We start from the raw sequence: 18,786 nt of genomic DNA, 5'->3' as shown, positions 1-18,786 counted from the left end.
GAAGATGAGCCTGCCCGACGATCAGAGCCCCGCGCCCCGCCCCTTGCGTCTGCTGAGAAGCCGCACGGCGGCAACGGTCCTTGCGCTGACCTTCTGCGTCGGTCTGGTGGGCAGCATGGCCTTTCTTGTGTTGCGCGAAATCGATGCGCTCAGCACCTCGAATTCCGACAATCTGCAATGGAGCCTGGCGCAGGCTGATGTGGAATACATGCAGTTCCGCCTGGCGCTGGAACTGGCCGAAAAGGATCAGGTGAGCCTGCGTGACCTGCGCCGCCGGTTCGATATCTTCTACAGCCGCCTCGCCACCCTGGAATCCGGTGCGGTCTATCGCGGGATGCGCGATGCCCGCGACCTCGTCGAACCGCGTCAGAATATTCAGGACTTCATGGCCTTCGCCGTGCCGCTGATCGACGGACCCGATGCCGATCTGCAGGCCGCACTGCCCGAGTTGCAGACCGCCGCCGATGCCATCATGGTAGAGGTGCGCAACCTGACGCTGGCCGGGCTTGCCGCCTTTGCAGACGATTCCGATCAGCAGCGGCAGCAGGTCATGGGCACGCTGATCCGCCTCGCCGCCGTTCTGGCGATCGTGCTGGCCGGGCTGATGCTGCTGGCGCTGGCGCTCTGGCGGCTGAACCGTCTGGCCTCGCTGCGCGAAGCCGAGGTGCAGCGCACGGCGGGCCGGATGCGCACCATCGTGGAAACCTCGCTCGACGCGATCATCCTCAGCGATGCCGAGGGGCGGATCCGCGAATTCAACACGGCCGCCCAGTCGATCTTTGGCTACTCGCGCGCGGAAGCGCGCCAGCGTGACATGCTTGAGCTGCTGATCGTGCCGGAAAGCCACGACCAGATCCTCAGCCTGGCGCGGCATCGCTTTGACCCGGACGCGGTGGCCTCGATCCTGCCCACTCTGGACCGCACGCTTGATGTGAAGGCGATGGCGCGCGGCGGGCGCACCTTTCCGGCAGAGCTGTCGTTTGATCGTGCCGCCGGGGCCGATGGCCCGGTCTATGTCGCCTTCATCCGCGACATCTCACGCCGCAAGGCCGCCGAAGAGGGGCTGACCGAGGCCCGCGATCGCGCCCTTGCCAGCGAACGCGTCAAGGCAGAATTCCTCGCGGTTATGAGCCATGAGATGCGCACGCCGCTGAACGGTCTGCTCGGCACCATGCAGCTGCTGCGCGACCACAAGATGACCGAAGCGCAGAGCGATCTGCTGGATCACATGCAATCCTCGGGGCAGTTGCTATTGGGGCTTGTCAACGATGTGCTGGACCTTGCCAAGTTCGAGGCCGGAAAGCTCTCGGTCGAACAGAAACCGATGTCGGTCAAGCGCCTGCTGGACGGTGTGGTGGAAACCATCTCGCCTCTGGCAGCGGCCAACGGCACCGCGCTGAGCTGGCACTGGGAAGGCGTGGAACAGGATGCCATCGCTGGGGATGCGCGCCGTCTGCGGCAGGTCCTGCTGAACCTTTTGGGCAACGCGGTGAAATTCACCCGTGGCGGCAGCGTCGAGATCGAGGTCGAGACGCTGGGCTTTCGCGATCCCAAGCTGGAGTTTCGGGTGATCGACACCGGCATCGGCATTGCCGAGGCCGATCTTGAGCGGATCTTTCTGGATTTCGAGACGCTGGATTCCTCCTATGCGCGGCAGGTCGGGGGCACCGGCCTCGGCCTTGGCATTGCGCGCCGCATGACGGGCCTGATGGGCGGCACCATCGGCGCGGAAAGCGAAGTGGGCGAGGGTAGTCTGTTCTGGGTGCGCATTCCGATGCTCCCCGTCGCCGACATGCCCGCCTACAATGGCCCGGACCGTCGCGCGCGCACGCTTCAGCCGCGCATGGCCAGACAGGCGCCGATGACCATCCTTCTGGTCGAGGACAACGAGATAAACCGCTTCGTCGCCCGCCAGATGCTGATCGCCGAGGGCCATGAGGTGATCGAGGCTCATGACGGCATGTCCGGCGTCGAGATGGCCAGCACCCGCGCCTTCGATCTGATCCTGATGGATATTTCGATGCCGGTGCTCGATGGGCAGGCGGCGGCGCGGCTGATCCGCGCGGGGAAGGGCCCCTGCGCCCGCACCCCCATTCTCGCCGTCACCGCCCATGCCCTGCCCGAAGAGGTCGCCCGCTTTCGCGAGGCCGGGATGGAATACTGCATCTCCAAGCCGCTGGACCGGGGCGAACTGCTGGCGACCCTCGCCGCCGCGCGGCAGGGCGCAACTGAGGTGGCGCGTGTCCCCGAGATGTCGCCCTCCACAGTCGATGCCCTGCTCGATACCGCCCATCTGGAGCGGTTCTGGATCGACCTGCCCGAAGCCGCGCGCGAGGCTCTGCTGCAACGTTTCACCGACGAGACCGCCCGCGACATTGCCTGGTTTGCCGATAAACCCACCGACGACCCCGCGCTTCAGGCGCAGGCGCACCGGATCGCGGGCAGTTGCGCGGCCTTCGGGCTGAAGGCCCTGCGCAAACACCTTGGCCAGATCGAAACCGCCCTCAAGCAAAGCGGCACTGTCGATCCCGCCCTGATCACGGCGCTGCCCAACCTCTGGGCCCGCAGCCATACGGCGCTGGATCTGTGGTGTGACGAGGCCCGCCAGACCGTGTGAACGGCCCGGCTCACTTCAGCAGCGTCACAGCCCCGACAATGCCCAGCACCCGCCCGACTTCGGTGATATTGGTGATGGTGCTGTCGTAGCAGGCAATAGCATCGCCCGGCAGCAGGTAGGGGTCATAGTCATCGCGCTCTGCCCGCGCGCGCATGTCCTCAATGCCACGCTCGATCACGACAGAAACCTTGGTCACCGGATTGCGCGAAAACAGCGCGGCTGAGCGATGCGCACTGGTCGCCCGCGCCCCGCCGACACAGTTGGAATCCACCACCGCCTGCATGAACCTTGTGCCATATGGCACCTGCCGCACGGTCTGCCCAATGGCCGAGGGCGCATTGCCCGTCGCCGGTTGCGTCAGGTTCGACAGGTAGAGCGAGACACCCGGCGGGCTGATCGGCCCCGGCGCCAGCATCCAGTCCTGAAAGCAATCCCGCGTCGGCACATGAACTTCATCACCGCTGATCAGCATCACGTCGTCAAAGCTGCGCCCCTCCAGCGCGCCGCGCAGATCGAGGCGATAGTTCGTACCCCCCCGCGTCAGGCGCACCGCCGACAGATCCGCATCCGGGCGCACGCCGCCCGCCGCGCGCAGCGCGACCGAGATATTGCGCCCCTCGGTCGAGTCGCCAAGCGCCCCTTGCCGCCTCACATCCACCTGATCGCCGGGCACGCCACCGATATCGGCGGTCTTGGGTTCAAATACAGCGCCCGAGATCGCCACCCGCGCGGCGGCGAAATCCTCCACCAGCAGCGAAACCGTCGGATCCTCGGTATAAAAGCCGCCATCCACCAGCCCGCTGCGGATCGCGCCCATGACATCGCGGGTGGACCGCCCCTGCGCCGGGATCGGCGTCAGGTAGGGCAGCTTCAGCGTGCCATCGCGCGACACGACGTATTCGTCGGTGAACGTCTCGTCCTCGGGCAGGCGCAGGTCCAGCAGATCGCCGCGCGACAGCAGCTCTCCTCGCAAGGAGGCAGGCGCGCGCCCGCCCAGCTTGCCGCCGCTGCCATCGCCTGCACCACCGGCAAAGGGCAGGCAGCGCGCCGCGTTCATCTGGGCGGAGCGCAGCAGCGGCTGCGCCTCACGCGGGCGTTCGGGATCACGGTATTGCGCCTGATAGGCCCCGCCCGCAGCCGCCGGTTCCAAGTTGGCCGGGCTGCGCGGCGGAGCACAGGCGGTCAGGCCCACCAGAAGGGCCAGGCCCGCCCGGCGGCGCAGGCTGCGACGCCCTGTGGCCCCGCTGTCGGGGCGGCAGTCAGAACCGGGGCGAACAGGAACGGCCAATCGGGCACCTCCGAAGAATTCGGCGCGGAATCACGATGTTAGACGGGCTGGTCAGGCCGAACAGCCGCCGCAAGGTGAGGCGCATATATCCGAAAGGATAGGAGGCTCGACCTTTGGGCGCAACACCTGTCCCGCCGGGACCGCGACGGTTGAGTGGGCTGCGCGCTATAGATCACACACCGCCGATTTGCCGGCGTACCCTCACGGAACGGACCGCCATGATGCTCACTGATCGCCTCGGACCCTTTGCCCGCCACCTGACAGCCTATTGCCTGTCGGAAGTGGCGGCGAAAGCGTCGCGGCTTCTGGTCGTCGTGGCGGTCGCCCGGACCATGGATGCCACTGCGATCGGTGTCGCCGCTGCCGCGCTGGCGGCTGCCGATATCCTCAAGGCGCTGACCGAAAACGGTGTCGGCCAGCGCATCATCTCGGCCCGCCCCGACGCGCTGGAGGCCACCTGCCGCACCGCGCGCCGCATCTTCAACGTCTGGTGCTTTGGCCTGTTTGCCCTGCAGATCGCCATCGGCGCGGTGATCTTTGCCGCCACCGGCGACTGGGCGCTGTTCATCCTGATCGCGGTGCTGGCCGGCGAATATGTCTTCATGCCTGCGGGCCTCGTGCACTGTGCCCTGGCGATGCGCGAAGGCCGCCTGCAGGAAACCGCCGCCATCGCCGCCGGTCAGGTGGTGGGCGCGAACGTCATGTCGGCCATCCTCGCCGTGCTCGTCCCCGGCCCGCTGGCGCTGGTGCTGCCGCGCCTTCTGGCCGCCCCGATCTGGCTGATCGCCATGCGCCGCCTGCGCCCCTGGAGCCCGGACCGCAATGTCGCCCCGGCGCCGCTGCGCCCCTTCGTCTCCTACGGCCTGTCGGTTCTCGGGGTTGAAGTCACCAAGGCCATGCGCTTGCAGGCCGATAAGCTGGTCATCGTCGCCCTTCTGGGGACCGAGGCGCTGGGCCTCTACTTCATGGCCTTCAACGCCGGTCTCGGCCTCGCCACCTCCTTCGCTCAGGCCTTCTCGGTCGCGCTGTTCCCGCATCTTTGTGCGGCCAGTGATCCCGCTGCCGCCCTGCGCCGCGCCATGGGCCTCAGCCTTGCAGTGATTGCCCCGGTGGTGATCGCCCAGGCCATGGCCGCGCCCTTCTACGTGCCGATCCTGTTCGGTGACCACTGGCAGGGCATCGACACGATCGTCTCGGTGCTGTGCCTCGCGGCGATCCCCGGCGTGCTCTGGTCCGGTGCCGCGCAATGGCTGCGCGCCCAGAATCAACCCCAGACCGAGCTGCTGCTGACCCTCGCCATGACCCTGGCACTGATCGCCAACACCGCCCTTCTGGCCCGTTATGGCCTGACCTCCATCGCCTTCGGCTATCTCGCCGTGGCGCTCATCACCCAAATCGGCGCGGCCCTGTTCGTCCTCGCTCCGGTGTATCGTTTTACCCGCCAAGAGGCCTTTTGATATGACCTTCGCCATGCCCTACCTGTACCGTTTCACGATTGTTGTGCCTTGCTGGAATGCCGCTGATACCCTGCGCGAAACCCTCGCCAGCCTTGAATCCCAGACCTTTGGCAACTGGCAGGCCCTGCTGATCGACGATGGCAGCACAGACGCCACCCCGACCCTGATCGCCGAAGCGGCGGCCCGCGATCCGCGCTTTCGTGCGCTGCGCAACACCGGCAAGGGGCCCAGTGCCGCCCGCAACCTCGCCCTGCACGAGGCCCGCGGCGAGATCCTGTCGTTCTGCGATGCCGACGACCTGTTCGACCCGACCAAGCTGGCCCGGATGGACGCGACCTTTCAGGATGCCTCGGTCGCGGCAGCCTACGGGCGGATTGCCTTCTTTGACGGCGCGCGGAGCCGCACCCAGTCCTCGGTCCCGAGCGAGGATCTCAGCGTCCAGATGCTGCTGGGCGAAAACCCGGTCTGCACGATGTCGAACGTCTGCGTGCGCAGTTCGGTCTTTGCCGTGACCGGCGGCTTCGACCCCGAGATCGTGCACAATGAGGATCTGGAGTGGCTGATCCGTCTGGTTGCCGAAGGCCACCGCGTCATCGGGCTCGACACGCTGTTGGTCTACTACCGCACCTGCGCGCAGGGGCTCTCGGCGGATCTGCGGGCGATGCGCGCCGGTCGGGCGGCTGCGGTGAAAGCGGCCGGACACTACGGATATGCCCCCAGTCCCGCACAGGAGGCCATCTACCTGCGCTACCTCGCCCGCCGCGCGCTGCGCACCAATGCGCCGCCCAGCGTGGCCCTGCGTCTGGCCGTGGCAGGGGTGCTGAAAAGCCCGATCGGCTTTTTCTCCGACCCCTTCCGGGGGGGCGCCACGGCCCTCGCCGCAGTCGTTGCCCTGATCCTGCCGCGTCCCGTGCGCGCCCTTCTGTTTGCTGCCTGACCCCGACGTAAAGGAAGACATGCCATGACCCTGCTGACGCCCCGCGCCTCGATCGTTGTTCCCGCCTATAACGTCGCCGCCACCCTTGGTGACACGTTGCGCAGCCTGCTGGCCCAGACCTATGCGGCCTTCGAGATCGTCGTCGTCGATGACGGCTCCTGCGACGGCACCGTGGCAATGGCGCGCAGCTTTGACGACGCCCGCATCCGCATCGTGCAGCAGGCCAACCGGGGCCTCGCCGGGGCGCGCAACAGTGGCATTGCCGCCGCCCGTGGCCGTTTTATCGGCTTCTGCGATGCCGATGACCTGTGGCGTCCGGGCAAGCTCGCCGCCCATATCGCCCACCTTGAGGATAACCCCCAGGTCGGCATCAGCTTCTCCGGCGCCATCCTGATCGACGACGCGGGCCAGCCCACCGGCCTGTCGCAGCGCCCACGTCTGCGCGGCATCACCGCCGCGCATATGTTCAAGCGCAATCCCATCGGCAATGGCTCCTCTCCGGTCATCCGCCGCACCGCGCTGGAGGATATCGCCTTCCGCCCCAGGCACGAAGAGCTGCGCGACTGGTACTTTGACGAACGCCTGCGCCAGTCCGAGGATATCGAGCTGTGGTTGCGCCTGATGCTGAGCACCGACTGGACGGTCGAGGGGATCCCCGGCCTGCTGACGCAATATCGCGTTGCGGCGCAGGGCCTGTCGGCAGGCATCACTGCGCAATACGGCAACTGGAACCGCATGGTCGGCAAGCTGGTCCCGCTGAACCCGGGTTTCTTCGCCGCGACCCTGCCCGCAGCGCGCGCCTATCAGCTGCGCTACCTCGCCCGCCGCGCCGTCACCTCGGGGCAGGGGGATCAGGCGCTGGCCCTGATGCGCCAGTCTTTCGCCGCCTCGCGCCTGCCGCTGTGGGAAGAACCCGCCAAGACCCTGACCACCCTGACAGCCGCGCTGGTGCTGCGCCTCGCCGGGCCTAAGGCCATCGACCTCATGCGCCGGCAGCTGCGTCGCCGCACCGCCAACAGCTGATCTGATCAAAGGATAGCCCCATGCTCCGCATTGCACATCTCGTTGACGATACCGGCCCCGGCGGCGTCACCCGTTACCTCGATTTCCTGGCCCGCGACCCCGGCATGCAGGCCTTTGCCCAGCATGAGGTCATCGCTGTGCCCCGCGCCAATCCCGCGATCCGCCCCATCGAAGCCGACATCATCGTCTCGCACCTTGCCATCACATGGCGCGGTCTGGCGGGGCTGATGCTGCTGCGCGCGCGCAACGCCGGCACGCCCCTCGTGCATGTCGAGCACAGCTATTCGGCGGGTTTCGTCGCGGCCCGTGTCACCGCCCGCGCCCGCTTTCAGACCCTGCTGCGCTGCGCCTATGCGCTGTTCGATCGCGTCGTCGCGGTCTCCGAGGGGCAGCGTCTCTGGCTGGTCAGCCGGGGTCTGGCGCCGGCGGAGAAGGTCGAGGTGATCCACCCCTGCGTCGATCTTTCGGCCTTCCGGGCGCTGCCCGCGGTCGCCGGTCCGGCGCGCACCTTCGGGCTGATCGGGCGCTTCGATGCGCAGAAGGGCTTTGACATCGCGATCCTGGCCTTCCGCGCGCTGTCCGGGCCTGACCTGCGTCTCAACATCTACGGCAGTGGCGCCGAGGAACAGAGCCTGCGCGCCGCCGCCGGGACCGATCCGCGCATCCGCTTCCATGCCTTTGTCGCCGATCCGGTCGCCGCCATGGCGCAGTGCGACGCCATCCTGATGCCCTCGCGCTGGGAACCCTACGGCATCGTCGCCCTTGAGGCGCGCGCCGCCGGGCGCCTGCTGGCCGTGTCCTGCATCGACGGTCTGCGCGATCATGCCGAGGAGGCCTCGCACCCCTGTCGCGGTCTTTCGGTCACCGACTGGACCGACAGCCTTTCCGAGATGACGGCGCATGTCGTCACGGTGCCACGCCGCCGCGCCTCTGCCCCCTCGCCAGAGCGCAAGACCCGCGAAGGCTGGCTCGGCCTGTTTGAATCCCTGACCGGCGAAGTGCTGCGCCGCTCCCCCCATCTGGTCGCCTGAGACCACGCGCCATCCCGCGTTCTGCACCGGCGAAGAGCTCATACCCAGCTCACGTCCGTTGCAGACCTGCTCCGTCAGGTTGCGGGCACCTTGGCCCGGGCGGCATCCCCCGCTCGGGCCCTTTTCGCGCTCGCATCACAAGTTGTTCAGTACGTTCATTCCATATTGAACGATTCGAACAAAGCTGTCAGCGGTGCAGCATGAGTGAAAATCCCGTCGACCGATTCATCGAAACCATGGGCCTGATGTCGCAAGGCGACGGCGGCACGCGGATTTCCGGCCAGATCCTGGCCTACCTTCTGACCGAGGGCGAACCCCGCACCCTGCAGCAGATGACCGAAGCGCTGAGCATTTCCAAAGGCTCCGCCTCGACCAATGCCCGCATGCTTGAAATGCACGGGCTGGCGCAGCGTGTCTCGCATCTCGGCGCGCGGCAGGATGGCTGGGAAGCGGTCGCCGAACCGCATCTCCAGTTGCTCAGCCGTCTGGTGGGGCGGTTTCGCCAGAACTATCTGGTCATCGAAGATCTTGTCGCCAGCTTCCCGCCAGAGCGCGCGGATGCCCGCCAGAGGGTCGAGGATTTCAATCAGTTCTACCGCCAGTCCGCTGATTTCTTTGAAGAATGGCTGGCCCATATGAGCAGCGGCGCCGAAGTGCCCCCGCCACCGGGCGCGACCGGGCATCCCGATCCCAGTGCAGAGGACTGACCCATGGCCCGCGACACTTCTGACGATGTTCAAAAGCCCGAATGGGCGCTCTCGGGGCGCGAACGCAAGGCCGCCGCGCGCGCCAAGGCCGGACTGGCGCCGAAAAAGCGGCGTGGCTGGCTGATCCTGCTGATCCTCGCGCTGATCGCGGCGGGTGCGCTCTGGTACATGAAGACGCAGCGTGCCGCGCCTGAGGAGCAGGCCGCGCCTGCCGAAGACACCACGCTGACCATGCAGATCCTGCCGACCGAGCTGCTGACGATCGAACCGCGTCTGCTGCGCGAAACCGTCAAGGTCACCGGCTCGCTGGCGCCGCAGCGACAACTGCACCTCTCGGCCGAGGTTTCGGGCCGGGTCGAGGATGTGACGGGCCGCGAGGGCGACGCCGTGAGGACCGGCCAGCAGCTGATCCAGATCGACGTCGAAACCCTGACCAACCAGCTCGAGCAGCAGCGCGCCAGTGCCGATTCCACCCGCGCCCAGCTGAAACTGGCCCAGAACCAGCTGGAGCGGACCCGCAATCTGGTCAACCGTGGCCTCGCGCCGTCCTCCGATCTCGAAACCGGGCAGGCCAGCGCCGATCAGCTCGCCGCCAGTCTCACCGCGCAGGAAAAACAGGTCGAAAGCGCCCAGACCTCGCTCAGCCATGCCCGCATCACCGCGCCCTTCGATGGCATGATCTCCAACCGCTCCGTCGATCCCGGCTCCTATGTCGGCATCGGTTCGGCGCTGATGACGCTGGTGGATCTGTCGCATCTTGAGTTCGAGGCGACCGTCCCTGTGCGCTACGCCGCCTCCGTCAAACAGGGGCTTGAGGTCGAACTGACGGTCGAGGGTGTCGGCGCGGTGCAGGTCAAAGGCAATGTGGAGCGGATCAATCCCGTTGCCATCACCGGCTCGCGGATGCTGCCGATCTATGTCGGCATCGACAACCCCGATGGGCTGCTGCGCGGTGGCATGTTCGCCTCGGGCCGTCTGGTGCTTGAGGAGAAACCCGATGCCATCGGCGTGCCCTATAATGCCGTCTATCAGGACGATGCGGGGGCTTACGTCTTCAAGCGCGACGGCGACAAGGTGGTGCGGCAGGGCGTCGAGGTGGCGCGCGACTGGTTCGGCGGGCGCACCGTCGAAATCTCCTCCGGTCTGAGCACCGGCGATGTCATCGTCTCGCAACCGCTGCAGCAGCTGCGCGCCGGGGCGAACATCATGGTCGTGGGGGAATAAGCCATGTTCCTGACCCGCATCTCGGTCAACCAGCCAGTCTTTGCCACCATGGTCATGGTCGCGATGCTGGTGATCGGCCTCTTCGCCTATTCCCGTCTGCCCGTCGAGCAGCTGCCCGACGTTGATTTTCCCATTGTCGCCGTGGTCACGACCTATTCCGGGGCCACCCCCGAGGCCGTGGAAAACGACATCATCAAGCCGATCGAGGAGGCCGTCTCGACCCTCAGCGGCCTCGACACCGTTTCCAGCACCGCCCAGACCGGCTCTGCCATCGTCGTGCTGCAGTTCCAGCTTGAGATCGACAGCGCCACCGCCTCGCAGGAGGTGCGCGAGAAGGTGCAGCAGATCGCGGCCGCCTTTCCCGATGCCGCCGACGATCCCCAGATCCTGCGCTTTGATCCCAACGAACTGCCCGTGCTCTCCATCGGCGTCTCCTCCGACACGCTCTCGGTCGGGCCGCTGACCCGGCTGACCGAGGACGTGATTTCGACCCGGCTGGCCAATATCAGCGGCGTCGGGCGCGCCTCGGTCGTCGGCGGCCTGCCCAACGAAGTGCAGATCCTGATCGACCCGGACCGTCAGGCCGCGCTCGGCATCGGCGTGGCCGAGGTGACGGCGGCGCTGTCTGCGGACAACCTCGACCTGCCCGCGGGCAGTGTGACCAGCGGCGCCAGCGAACAATCGGTGCAGGTCGAGGGGCGCATCATCGGCCTGCGCGATTTCGACGACATCATCATCGCCCGGCGCGGTGGCCAGCCGGTGCGCCTTGGCGACATTGCCACCGTGGGCACGCACCTCGCGGATGCAAATTCGCTCGCCATGCTGAACGGTCAGCGCGCGCTTGCGGTCGATATCGTCAAGACCCAGGGCTCCAACACCGTCGGCGTCGCCGAGGGCGTGCGCAAGGAGCTGGAGAAGATGCGCGGCGAGGCCCAGTTCAACGGCGTCAAGCTTGAGGTGCTGCGCGACAATGCCAAGCCGGTCGAAGAGAGTTTCAAATCCGTCCAGTCGATGCTGGTCGAGGGCGCGCTGCTGGCCACCGCCATCGTCTTCCTGTTCCTGAACTCCTGGCGCTCGACCGTGATCACCGGGCTGACCCTGCCGATTTCGGTGATCGGCACCATGGGGGCGATCTATTTCCTCGGCTTCACGCTGAACATGATGACAATGATGGCGCTGTCGCTCTCGGTCGGTCTGCTGATCGACGATGCCATCGTGGTGCGCGAAAACATCATGCGCCACCTCCACATGGGCAAGAGCCACCGTGACGCCGCCCTTGAGGGCACCAACGAAATCGGCCTCGCCGTGCTGGCGACCACCCTGTCGATCTGCGCCGTCTTCCTGCCGGTGGCCTTCATGGACGGCATCATCGGCCGCTTCTTCCTGCAATTCGGCATCACGGTCTCGGTGGCGGTGCTGATCTCGCTCTTCGTGTCCTTCACGCTCGACCCGATGCTGTCGTCGGTCTGGTACGACCCCTCGGCCATGCCGGGCGTCAAGCGCGGCCCCATCGGACGCGCCGTCGCCCAGTTTGACCGGTTTTTCGAGTGGATCTCGCGCGGCTATGTCGCGCTGCTGCGGATCTCTCTGCGCTGGCGCAAGGCGACGCTTCTGGTGGCGCTGGCGGCTTTCGTCGCTGGCATCATGACCTTCCCCATCGTCGGCACCGAGTTCGTGCCCCCCGCCGACAACTCCGAAATGCAGGTCGAGCTGACGACGCCCGTCGGCTCCACCCTCGACCGCACGGCGGAAAAGATCACCCAGGTGGACCGCGTGCTGCGCCAGTTCCCCGAGTTCACCGGCACCTATGCGACCGTCAATTCCGGCACGTCCTCGGCCTCCAACGTCGCCACGCTCTACGCCCAGATGGTGCCGCCGCAGCAGCGCACACGCACGCCCGAGCAGATGACCGGCCCGGTGCGCGATGCCCTGAAAACCGTCCCCGGTGCCAAGTACAACGTCGCCGCCGATCCGGGGCTGGGCGGCATCTCGGCGCCGGTGCAGGTCAAGATCTTCGGCGACAACCTCGACGTGCTGGAGCGCCTGGCGAATGATCTGGCGGCCAGCCTGCACGATGTCGACGGCCTCGTCGATATCGGCACCTCTCTGGATGATCCGCAGCCGACGCTGGGGATCGAGATCGACCGCGATGCGGCTTCCGACCTTGGCATCAGCCTGCAACAGGTCGGCAATGCGCTGAACCCGATGCTCGGCGGCAAGACCGTGTCCGACTGGACCGACCCGCAGGGCGAAAGCATCGATGTCATGGTCCGCCTGCCCAAGGACTACCGCGACGACGTCAGCCTTCTGGGTGCCCTGCCGATTGCCGCCAACGCCAGTGGCGACGGCGTGATCCGCCTCGATCAGGTGGCCAATATCGTGCAATCCCAAAGCCCTGGCGAGATTACGCGCGAAGACCGCCAGCGCTCGGTCCAGGTCACCGCCAACCTCGACGGCAAGAAGGTGGGCGAGGTTACGGCGGCCGTGCAGGCCAAGGTCGACGCCCTCGCCGTGCCGCCCGGTTACCGCGCCTCCATGGGTGGTGATGCCGAGGATATCGCCGAAACCAGTGCCACCGCCGGCACTGCGCTGTTGCTGGCGCTGGTCTTCATCTACCTCGTGCTGGCGTCGCAGTTCGGCAGCTTCCTGCAGCCGCTGGCGATCATGTCGTCGCTGCCGCTGGCGCTGGTCGGCGTGATGCTGGGCCTGCTGGTCGGCGGCTCGACGCTGAACATGTTCTCGGCCATCGGGTTCATCATGCTGATGGGGCTGGTCGTGAAAAACGCCATCCTGCTGGTCGACAACGCCAACCATCGCACGGCCGAGGGAATGCACCTGTTCGATGCGCTGATCGAGGCCGGGGCGACCCGCTTTCGCCCCATCGTCATGACGACGCTGGCGATGATCTTCGGCATGATGCCACTGGCGCTGAACATCCACGGCGGATCGGGGCAGAACGCGCCGATGGCCCATGCGGTGATCGGGGGGCTGATCTCGTCCTCGCTGCTGACGTTGGTCGTGGTGCCGGTTATTCTGACCTATGTCGACAGCTTCGGCAAACGCGTCGCGGGTCTGTTCCCGCAGGCACCCGACCACGCCTGAAACACCCCCCCCGCCTAGCGCCGACCGGGCGCAAGACGGGGACCCAAGGCTTGCTCTGGTAAGAAAATCTAATTTTTCATAAACAACGCGACCAATCCGCCGAGTCGTTACCACCCATTAACACTTTTGCTGGCATCCTCAGGGAGAGCGCAGGAGAGTGAAAATGTACGAGTATGATATCAAGAAGGGCGGTCATGGGCGCCCCTATCCCATAGATGACGCGCAGGACTCGCACCTGTATGGCCAGGACGGCGATCCGTCCTACCCCTACGCGACTGAAAATGCATCGCTTTTCACCCCGGGACATACTTCGTCGCACGGGCAGGGTGGCAGCGGGCTTGGCTTCGTGATTGCCGTACTGGGCGGGCTTGGCGGGCTGTCTCTGGCGGCTCTGACCTATAGCGTCGGAGCGGGCATGCTGATGTCGCTGCTGGTGCACCTGACGGCGACGCCGCTGCTGGCCCTGCTGGTCGGCCTGATTATCGTCTATCGCCCGCGTCGGCTTCTGGCGCGTATCGGCACCGCGCCGCGCGCCGCCCGGCCTCAATACCGCACAGCCGCCTACCGCGGTCCCGCCCAGCGTCTGCGCCAACCCGGCAGCGCGCATGAGGGTGGCTGACACCCGCAATGCCTGATCACGAAATGGCGATCAGGCATTTGCACTGTTTGCGGATTGCCTTCCTCGGGCCACACTCCCTGCATCATCTATGATATGTGAGGGCCCGAGCCATGACCCGACTGACCGCCAAGGACTTCAGCCCGCAATTGCTGGAGCTTTATGATTTCTACGCTCACGGCAAGATCACCAAGCGCCAGTTTCTGGAACGGGCCGGTACCTATGCCATCGGCGGCATGACCGCGATGGCCGTGCTGACCGCGATGAAGCCCGACTACGCTCTGGCGCAACAGGTCTCCTTCACCGATCCCGATATCACGGCGGACTACATCACCTATCCCTCTCCCGATGGCCACGGCGAGGTGCGCGGCTATTACGTCGCCCCCTCGAACGCGACTGGCCCGCTGCCTGCCGTCGTCGTCGTGCACGAAAATCGTGGCCTCAATCCCTATATCGAGGATGTCGCCCGCCGCGTCGCCAAGGCCGGCTTCATCGCCCTTGCCCCCGATGGGCTGACCTCGGTCGGCGGTTATCCCGGCAATGACGACGACGGGCGCGACCTGCAAAAGACGGTCGACCCGGAAAAGCTGATGAACGATTTCTTCGCGGCGGTGGACTATCTGACCGATCACCCCGCGACCACCGGCAAGACCGGCATCACCGGCTTTTGCTATGGCGGCGGCGTTGCCAATGCCGCTGCGGTCGCTTTCCCGGACCTCGGCGCGGCGGTGCCGTTTTACGGCCGCCAGCCCGCCGCCGCCGACGTGGCGCGCATCAACGCCCCGCTGCTGATCCACTACGCCGGTCTGGACGAGCGTGTGAATGCGGGCTGGCCGGAGTATGAGGCCGCGCTCAACGCCAATGACACCCCCTACGAGGCCTATATCTATCCAGACGTGAACCACGGCTTTCACAACGATTCGACCCCCCGCTATGACGAAGCCGCAGCGACCCTGGCCTGGGATCGCAGCATCGACTGGTTCCGCACCCATCTGAGCTGAGCGGCAGGGCGGTCCGCAGTTCCGGATGACACGGCCCGCCCCGGCCTGCTATTCAGGTGCATGGACGACACATTCCTTGCACCCACCCCCGACAACAGCGACCGTTTCCTGCGCAAGCGGGACGAGATCGTGACGGCCGCCGCCGCCCAGATCGCGCGGCGCGGCCTCAAGGGGCTGACGCTTGTCGGCGTGGCGCAGATGGTCGGGCTGAACACCACCTCGATCACCTATTACTTCAAGCGCAAGGAGCTGCTGGCCAGCGCCGCGATGGAGGATGCGCTGGCTCGTTTCGCCGCGATCCTGTCGCCCGAGGCCGCCCCCAAGGCCGATCCGCGCGCCTATCTTGGCGCTGCTCTGGCGCGCAACAGCGCCTATTGCGCCGCGATCCGCCGGGGCGAGGCCGCGCCCCTGACCATCCTGTCAGACATGCGCGCGCTGGATGAACCCGACCGCACGCGCCTGATCGCGGCCTACTTCCGCCTTGTTGCGCAGGTCGCGACGCGCTTTGGCCCCGCCGCGGACCCTGATCAGAAGGCCCGCAACATCGCCCGCGCCCAGCTGTTCTGCGACATGCTGCACTGGTCGCGCAGCTGGTTGGAGCTCTATGCCGAGGCCGACTTCCCCCGGGTCGAGGCGCGCCTGCGCGACCTGCTGAGCCATGGTTTCGCTCGCCCCGGCGCGCCCTGGACGCCCGAGGTCTTTCCCGTCGATCCCGAGGGGCCGGAGCCGGTGGCGATCAGCGCCGACACCTATCTGCGCATCGCCACCCGGCTGATCAACGAACGCGGTTATCGCGGGGCCTCGGTGGAGCGTATCGTGGCGCAGCTGCAGGTCTCCAAGGGCAGCTTTTATCACCACCTCTCGGGCAAGGATGACCTCGTCACCGCCTGTTTTGATCGCAGCTATTCGCGCGTCACCGCCACCCAGCACCGCGCGATTGCGCTGCAAGGCGACCAGTGGCACCGCCTGACCAGTGCGCTCGCCAGCCTGTTGGAGGTCCAGTTCGCCGGCCATCTGCCGCTGCTGCGCGACACCGCCATGCTGGCTCTGCCGCCCGACATCCGCCCGCATGTGACGCGCCGCTCGGACCGGCTGGCGCGCCGGTTTGCCGGGATGATCAGTGACGGGATTGCCGAGGGCTCGGTCCGCGCCGTTGATCCGACCATCGCGGCGCAATGCCTGATGGGCATGGTCAACTCGGCCGCCGACATGGCGCCGCGCGTCAGCCGCTGGCCCTCGCGCGCGGCGGCGATCCGGGACTACGCCGGACCGCTCGCCTACGGCTTCTTCGACTAGCTTACTTCTTCTTCATCGCGTCCAGCAGAGCTGCGCCAAACCCGCCCGGCGCGTCACGTTTCGGGGCAGGCCCGGCGCTGTGCGACCCGGCTTTCGGCGCGCGGCCCTTGGGCTGGCCCCTTGGCGCATCGTCCCGCGCCGCTCGGTCTTCCTTGGCCGAAGCGCCGCCGTCCTTGCGCATGCTCAGCCCGATGCGCTTGCGTGGCACATCGACCTCGGTCACCGTCACCTTGACGACATCGCCCGCCTTCACCACCTCATGCGGGTCCTTGACGAAGCGGTCGGCCAGCTGGCTGACATGCACCAAGCCATCCTGATGCACCCCGATATCGACAAACGCACCAAAGGCCGCGACGTTGGTCACCGTCCCCTCCAGCACCATGCCTGCACGCAGGTCGGTGATCTGGTCGATGCCGTCGGCAAAGCTGGCGGTCTTGAAGCTGGGGCGGGGGTCGCGGCCGGGCTTCTCCAGCTCGCTCAGAATATCGCGCACCGTCGGCAGGCCGAATTTGTCATCGACGAAATCCTCCGCCCGGACCGAGGTCAGCACAGCCTTGTCGCCCATGATCGCGCGCAGATCACGCCCGCAGGCCTTCACGATCTTGCGTGCCACGCCGTAGGCTTCGGGGTGGACCGAGGAGGCATCGAGCGGCTCCTCTCCGCCCGCGATCCGCAGGAACCCGGCGCATTGTTCAAACGCGCGCGGCCCGAGGCGGGGCACATCCTTCAGCTGCTTGCGCGATTTGAACGCGCCGTTGCTCTCGCGGTGCATGACGATACTCTCGGCCAGCCCGGCGCTGAGGCCCGAGACATGCGTCAGCAGCGGCGCCGACGCGGTGTTCAGATCGACCCCGACCGCGTTCACCGCATCCTCGACCACCGCCTCCAGCGACTTGCCGAGGCGATGCTGGTCGACGTCGTGCTGATACTGGCCGACGCCGATGCTTTTCGGCTCGATCTTCACCAGCTCCGCCAGCGGGTCCTGCAGCCGCCGCGCAATCGACACGGCCCCACGCAAGCTCACATCCAGATCGGGGAATTCCTTCGCCGCCAGTTCCGAGGCGGAATAGACCGAAGCCCCGGCCTCGCTGACGATCACCTTGGTCGGTTTCTTCACCGTCTCGGGCAGCATCTTCAGCGTATCGGCGACCAGCTTTTCCGTCTCGCGGCTGGCGGTGCCATTGCCGATGGCGATCAGCTCGATCCCGTGTTTCGTGATCATCGACAGGAGGGCATGCTGCGCGCCGCGAACGTCGTTCTTGGGCTGGAACGGATAGATCGTGTCGGTCCCCAGCACCTTGCCCGTGGCATCGATGACAGCGCATTTCACGCCGGTCCGAATACCGGGATCGAGGCCCAAAGTCGCCTGAGACCCCGCCGGGGCGGCCAGCAGCAAGTCCTTGAGGTTGCGCGCAAAAACCGAAATCGCGTCCTCATGGGCACGGGTGCGCATGTCGCTCAGCAGATCCAGCGTCATCGACAGGCTCAGCTTGACCCGCCACGTCCAGCCCGCGACCTTGCGCAGCCAGACGTCGCCGGGGCCGGAGCCGCGCGCCTGCAGTTTCGCCGCCACCATATCGACCGGGCGATCCGCCTGATCCTCGTCCGGGGCGATCTCGACCGTCACGATGCCTTCGTTGGCGGCGCGCAGCATTGCCAGCGCCCGGTGTCCCGGCACCTTGGACCACTGCTCTCGGTGATCAAAATAGTCGGAGAACTTCGCGCCCTCCTGCTCCTTGCCCTTGACCAGCTTGGCGCTGAGCACCGCCTCGCGCTGCATGTAGGTCCGCAAGGACCCCACCAGCTCCGCGTCCTCGGCCAGCCGTTCCGTCAGAATGTCACGCGCGCCGTCCAGCGCCGCCTTCTGATCGGCCACGGCCTCGCTCAGATAGCCCGCCGCCAGCGCCTCGGGATCGCGCGAGCGGTCCGCCAGAATCGCCTCGGCCAGCGGCTCCAGCCCGTTTTCGCGCGCGATCATTGCTTTGGTGCGGCGCTTGGGCTTGTAGGGCAGATAGATGTCTTCCAGCTGCGCCTTGGTCTCGGCCTTGGCAATCGACCCGGCCAGCGCATCGGTCATCTTGTCCTGGGACTGGATGCTCTTCACGATCGCCGCGCGCCGGTCCTCCAGCTCGCGCAGATAGCCCAGACGGTCCGCGAGGTTGCGCAGCTGCGTGTCGTCCAGCCCGCCGGTGACCTCCTTGCGGTAGCGCGCGACGAAGGGCACCGTTGCGCCCTCGTCCAGCAGGGTCACTGCGGCGATGACCTGTTCGGGCCGGGCGGCGATTTCGGTGGCGATAAGGCGGGCAATTCTGGATGCGGTCGCGCTGGGGGTGTCCACGGGCAGGGTCTCCGAACTGTTGGGCGGGTATTGGATCGCTTACATATCCAGCCCCCGCCGCCCCGCCAAGGGCCAACCGCGCCAACCCGCAAGACACCGCGCAATCCGCCCGCAGGCACGGCCACAGGCACTGCCACCCCAGCGGGCAC

The 18,786-nt window shown here is 66.6% G+C and carries 13 protein-coding genes; 11 read left to right on the top strand and 2 right to left on the bottom strand.

All coding sequences use genetic code 11. From position 1 onward, the window contains the following. The first annotated feature begins 4 nt into the window (after positions 1–4). On the top strand, positions 5–2,617 hold the full coding sequence (locus tag F3W81_RS11005) for a hybrid sensor histidine kinase/response regulator (protein ID WP_193079212.1): 2,613 nt from the start codon (positions 5–7) through the stop codon (positions 2,615–2,617). A 10-nt stretch (positions 2,618–2,627) separates the two neighbouring features. Here the strand turns inward: F3W81_RS11005 and F3W81_RS11000 are convergent, their stop codons facing one another. Further along, positions 2,628–3,803, bottom strand: coding sequence for a polysaccharide biosynthesis/export family protein (locus tag F3W81_RS11000; RefSeq protein ID WP_407692479.1), 1,176 nt, complete (start codon positions 3,801–3,803; stop codon positions 2,628–2,630). Positions 3,804–4,123: 320 nt separating this feature from the next. On the opposite strand from F3W81_RS11000, the gene F3W81_RS10995 reads away from it, so the two are divergent. The 10 genes from F3W81_RS10995 to F3W81_RS10950 all read left to right on the top strand — a co-directional run bounded on the left by F3W81_RS10995 (position 4,124) and on the right by F3W81_RS10950 (position 16,299). After that, positions 4,124–5,362 (top strand): oligosaccharide flippase family protein, encoded by a 1,239-nt coding sequence (locus F3W81_RS10995; protein ID WP_193079211.1) that lies wholly within the window; start codon positions 4,124–4,126, stop codon positions 5,360–5,362. Between the two features lies 1 nt (position 5,363). Continuing rightward, entirely contained in the window at positions 5,364–6,299 is a 936-nt protein-coding gene (locus tag F3W81_RS10990) for a glycosyltransferase family 2 protein (protein ID WP_226941646.1), read from the top strand. 24 nt (positions 6,300–6,323) lie between these two features. Further along, complete coding sequence (locus tag F3W81_RS10985; protein ID WP_193079210.1) at positions 6,324–7,322, top strand: glycosyltransferase family 2 protein; 999 nt, start codon at positions 6,324–6,326, stop codon at positions 7,320–7,322. A 20-nt stretch (positions 7,323–7,342) separates the two neighbouring features. Then, entirely contained in the window at positions 7,343–8,353 is a 1,011-nt protein-coding gene (locus F3W81_RS10980; protein WP_193079209.1) for a glycosyltransferase, read from the top strand. Positions 8,354–8,553: 200 nt separating this feature from the next. Beyond that, on the top strand, positions 8,554–9,060 hold the full coding sequence (locus F3W81_RS10975) for a GbsR/MarR family transcriptional regulator (RefSeq protein ID WP_193079208.1): 507 nt from the start codon (positions 8,554–8,556) through the stop codon (positions 9,058–9,060). A 3-nt stretch (positions 9,061–9,063) separates the two neighbouring features. After that, positions 9,064–10,284: an efflux RND transporter periplasmic adaptor subunit gene (locus F3W81_RS10970; RefSeq protein ID WP_193079207.1), complete on the top strand. Its 1,221-nt coding sequence runs from the start codon at positions 9,064–9,066 to the stop codon at positions 10,282–10,284. 3 nt (positions 10,285–10,287) lie between these two features. Continuing rightward, a complete protein-coding gene (locus F3W81_RS10965; RefSeq protein ID WP_193079206.1) occupies positions 10,288–13,386 on the top strand; it encodes an efflux RND transporter permease subunit in 3,099 nt (1,032 codons plus the stop codon). 163 nt (positions 13,387–13,549) lie between these two features. Then, positions 13,550–14,005, top strand: a complete 456-nt coding sequence (locus tag F3W81_RS10960; protein WP_193079205.1) for a hypothetical protein — start codon at positions 13,550–13,552, stop codon at positions 14,003–14,005. Positions 14,006–14,115: 110 nt separating this feature from the next. Beyond that, complete coding sequence (yghX, locus tag F3W81_RS10955; protein WP_193079204.1) at positions 14,116–15,003, top strand: YghX family hydrolase; 888 nt, start codon at positions 14,116–14,118, stop codon at positions 15,001–15,003. Positions 15,004–15,063: 60 nt separating this feature from the next. Next, positions 15,064–16,299 carry a TetR/AcrR family transcriptional regulator gene (locus F3W81_RS10950; protein ID WP_193079203.1) on the top strand — a complete coding sequence of 412 codons (1,236 nt, stop codon included), beginning with the start codon at positions 15,064–15,066 and terminating at the stop codon, positions 16,297–16,299. A gap of 1 nt (position 16,300) precedes the next feature. Here the strand turns inward: F3W81_RS10950 and F3W81_RS10945 are convergent, their stop codons facing one another. Next, a complete protein-coding gene (locus F3W81_RS10945) occupies positions 16,301–18,637 on the bottom strand; it encodes a Tex family protein (RefSeq protein ID WP_226941645.1) in 2,337 nt (778 codons plus the stop codon). Between the last annotated feature and the right edge of the window lie 149 nt (positions 18,638–18,786).

Source organism: Pseudooceanicola spongiae, from assembly GCF_014899185.1.
Lineage (GTDB): Bacteria > Pseudomonadota > Alphaproteobacteria > Rhodobacterales > Rhodobacteraceae > Pseudooceanicola > Pseudooceanicola spongiae.
Note: the sequence above shows the minus strand (reverse complement) of the source record. Positions and strands in the feature narration are given on the sequence as shown.